The sequence below is a fragment of the Micromonospora sp. DSM 43699 genome (genome assembly GCF_055517075.1).
The window spans coordinates 1-441 of sequence record NZ_JBTMMT010000225.1 but is presented as its reverse complement, the minus strand read 5'-3'; the positions used below and the strand labels follow the sequence as shown (position 1 = coordinate 441).

Annotated in this window: 1 protein-coding gene; it reads left to right on the top strand. The window is 73.7% G+C overall.

Features of this window, described 5'->3' with window-relative positions:
* Positions 1 to 34 precede the first annotated feature (34 nt).
* A partial coding sequence (locus tag AC0AIB_RS31365) for a TetR/AcrR family transcriptional regulator (protein ID WP_465098105.1) occupies positions 35 to 441 on the top strand: 407 nt, incomplete at its 3' end.

The following is a 441-nucleotide window of genomic DNA, read 5'->3' as shown; positions in this document are numbered from 1 at the left end:
ACCCACTTTCCTCCCGGCCCATTACGCTGAGCCCATGACGAACGACGGAACGACAGCCGGAGCCGCGTCGAAGGCGGACGGGACGGCCACCGGGAGCGGCGACATCGCGCGCAGCCTGGAGCTTCTGTGGGGTACCGGCGAACGCCCCAGCCGCGGCCCGAAACCGGCGCTCACCCTGGACCGGATCGTCACCGCCGCCGTCGCCGTCGCGGACGCGGAGGGGCTGGCCGCCGTCTCGATGCGCCGCCTCTCCACCGAGCTGGGCACGGGCACGATGTCGCTCTACCGCTACGTCCCCGGCAAGGCCGAGCTGCTGGACCTGATGTTCGACCGCGTGCTCGGCGAACCGTTCGCCGCCCGCCCCGACGAACCCCCCGCCGACTGGCGCGAGGCCGTCGACCGGATGGCCCGTGGGCACCTGGACACCCTGCGCCGCCACCC